3 protein-coding genes and 1 pseudogene are annotated in these 2,824 nt (G+C 42.8%); 1 reads left to right on the top strand and 3 read right to left on the bottom strand.

All coding sequences use genetic code 11. The features are described 5' to 3' along the window. The 3 genes from phoR to dtd all read right to left on the bottom strand — a co-directional run. Positions 1-1,042, bottom strand: a 1,042-nt coding sequence (gene phoR / locus VLN09_RS09165) for a phosphate regulon sensor histidine kinase PhoR (protein WP_325245818.1), incomplete at its 3' end; no start/stop codon positions are given. A gap of 60 nt (positions 1,043-1,102) precedes the next feature. Beyond that, positions 1,103-1,807, bottom strand: a complete 705-nt coding sequence (phoB, locus tag VLN09_RS09160; RefSeq protein ID WP_325245816.1) for a phosphate regulon transcriptional regulator PhoB — start codon at positions 1,805-1,807, stop codon at positions 1,103-1,105. 147 nt (positions 1,808-1,954) lie between these two features. Beyond that, complete coding sequence (gene dtd / locus VLN09_RS09155; RefSeq protein ID WP_325245814.1) at positions 1,955-2,410, bottom strand: D-aminoacyl-tRNA deacylase; 456 nt, start codon at positions 2,408-2,410, stop codon at positions 1,955-1,957. 150 nt (positions 2,411-2,560) lie between these two features. Here dtd and VLN09_RS09150 point away from each other — a divergent pair. Further along, positions 2,561-2,824 (top strand): annotated as a pseudogene (locus tag VLN09_RS09150) (phosphatidylserine decarboxylase); the annotation flags it as partial.

Below are 2,824 nucleotides of genomic sequence, written 5' to 3'. Positions count from 1 at the left end.
GGTATAAAACATGTTTTACAATCGCTAACCCAAGACCGGTACCACCTGTCGCTCTGCTACGACCACTATCGACGCGATAAAAACGCTCAGTCAAACGTGTAAGATGCTGCGGCGCGATACCGATACCATCATCCTCAACCGCAAATCGACAACCCTCAATCGTCTTAGTCCAGCTGATCGAGATATTGCCGCCTTTCGGTGTGTATTTAATCGCGTTAATGACTAGATTAGACAGTGCGCTATTCAAGTACATCTCTGAGCCATATAGCCCGTCATAAGTATCAATATGCAAGTGAATGGTATGCTTATATTCTTGATTATATGCCTGCGCATCATCATAGACCTGAGTGAGTAGCTTGGTCATATCAATATCATTAAACGCATGAGTTTCTTCAATTTCGATACGTGATAGCAGCAATAAATCATTGACGACTCTATTCATGCGCGCCGTCTGCTGGGTCATTAGCTCAAAACCGCGTCGCCAATGCGCAGGCATATCTGGCTGATCTGAGAAATTCTCTAGATAACCCATCAGTACCGTCAATGGCGTACGTAGTTCGTGCGAGACATTGGCCACAAAGTCGCGGCGCATACCCTCCAAATGCTGCAAGCGGGTCACATCATAAATAATCAGCAGTTTTTCATCGCCAAACGGCGTCAGCTCACACTTCAGATAGCGATTTGGGTCTTGCCACGAGACGATATGTACACTCTCATCGGCATCGGTATTAAGCGTCGTTGCCTCCTGATAATACTTAAAAAATTCAGGGACTTGAATAAAATCAAAAATGCACCTGCCTTTATCTGAGGATTGCAACAATAATAAATCCTGCGCCGCTTGGTTCCACCATTCAAGCCCATCATCGTCATTGAGCAAAATGACGGCATCACGTAATGCTCGTAAGGCACTTCTGATTTTTTTAAGTTGATTTGTGGCACCCTGCTCATTATCTTGGATAGGCATTTTTATTTGTCCGTTATTTTTTGCTTTGTCTCTACTATTGGTCGCTCCCGATGAGAGGCGACACTCTACAATACTCATATTACTAGGGCGTGTCCTCATTTTAAACATGGAGATAAAAATGAGGACACGCCCTAGTGATTAACCTTTTTCGATACGGTTAGAAAATCGATAACCCGTACCGCGCACCGTTTGTATCAATGTATCACAATCATGTGGACGCAGTAATGTGCGCAAACGTTTTACGTGAACGTCAATCGTTCTATCTTCGATATAGACGTTGCCGCCCCATACTTGGTCGAGCAGCTGAGCGCGGGTATAAGCGCGTTCTGGATGACTCATAAAAAACGCTAATAAACGGTATTCTGTCGGACCCATATCGATAATGTCATCACCCACCATAAAGCGGTGGCTTTTGGCATCTAAAGTTAGCTTACCTATATTGATAGGTTTGTCGCCGCTTAGCGCGTTACTACGGCGCAATACCGCTTTGATTCTTGAGATAAGCTCACGGGTCGAGAAAGGCTTAGTCATATAATCATCAGCACCCGCATCAAGACCATGCACCTTACTGTCTTCTTCACTTTTGGCAGTCAACATAATGACTGGTATCTCAGCGAGCAGCGTATCGCTTTTTAGCATACGGCAAAAATCGATGCCACTTTTATCACCGGGCAACATCCAGTCTAATAAAATCAGTGCTGGTCTATGATCTACCACCTGTTGATGCGCCTCTGACACATTAGCTGCCTGCAAACTCTCAAAGCCCGCCATCTCTAGAGTCATGACAACCATTTCACGAATGCCATCTTCATCTTCAACAATCAAAATTTGCTCTTTAGACATAGTGTATTCTTAGTGTTAGAGGACAAAATAGAGCTTATAAAAGCAGTAGTAAACGCAGATATGCGTTCCTTTATTAAAGAACTTAATTATGACAGTATGATGACATTTACTTTTAACTTTATGATACTTAGTGGCAATTCTAATGTATTAATTCACTTCTAATAAAAAGTTTAATGGTCCATCATTGACACTCAATACTTGCATATCAGCACCAAACTGACCTATTGCAATATTAGGATGTTGGGTCTTAGCATAAGCAATCATTTGCGCAAATAACGCTTGCGCCGCGTCAGGTGCCATCGCGTCGCCAAAGTCAGGACGACGACCTTTATCTGTCTTTGCCATCAAGGTAAATTGTGAGACCAATAATAGACCACCGCCCACTTGCTGGACATTTTTATCCAGTTTACCGTATTTGGCAGGATTGTCATCATTTTCAAAGATGCGATAAGTGAGGATTCTATCGGTCATTCGCTGCGCACTTTGTAAGTTATCATCGTGTCCCAAGCCAATATACGCCAGTACACCTTGTTCAATAGCACCACACTCCTGCCCATCAACGCTGACACTGGCATGTTTGACCCGCTGGATAAGAGCTCTCATTGCTTACTTCCTTTAACGATTATGGTCATACAGTCTGCTGCTGACCATGATAAAATATACTTATCTATGAATAAATCCAGTTATCTATGATTTCTAGTACGACTTGTTATTTTAATAACTATTTTTTAATCCCTACTTTGGTCATCTATTATGAATGTATTTACTACCTTACAGCAATTTGTACCGCAGCAAAAAATCAGTAAAGTCGCTGGGCGTTTAGCTGCCAGCCGCCATCCTTGGGTCAAGCGTACATTTATCCGCAGTTTTGCCAAAGCGTATGATGTTAGCCTAGATGAATATGAGCGTCAAAGCCTAAACGCTTATGAGAGCTTTAATGATTTCTTTACTCGTGAGCTTCAAGATAATGCGCGTGCTATCGATACTACCGTCAATGGTATCGCCAGTCCTGCTGAT

It is taken from the genome of Psychrobacter sp. (genome assembly GCF_035469765.1).
Taxonomy (GTDB): domain Bacteria; phylum Pseudomonadota; class Gammaproteobacteria; order Pseudomonadales; family Moraxellaceae; genus Psychrobacter.
The sequence above is the reverse complement of the archived record's forward strand: the minus strand, read 5'-3'. Positions and strand labels throughout refer to the sequence as shown.

Bases quoted from the DNA above. Each gene is read 5' to 3' on its own strand.
- phoB (WP_325245816.1), bottom strand. From the start codon at position 1,807: ATGTCTAAAGAGCAAATTTTGATTGTTGAAGATGAAGATGGCATTCGT.
- dtd (WP_325245814.1), bottom strand. From the start codon at position 2,410: ATGAGAGCTCTTATCCAGCGGGTCAAACATGCCAGTGTCAGCGTTGAT.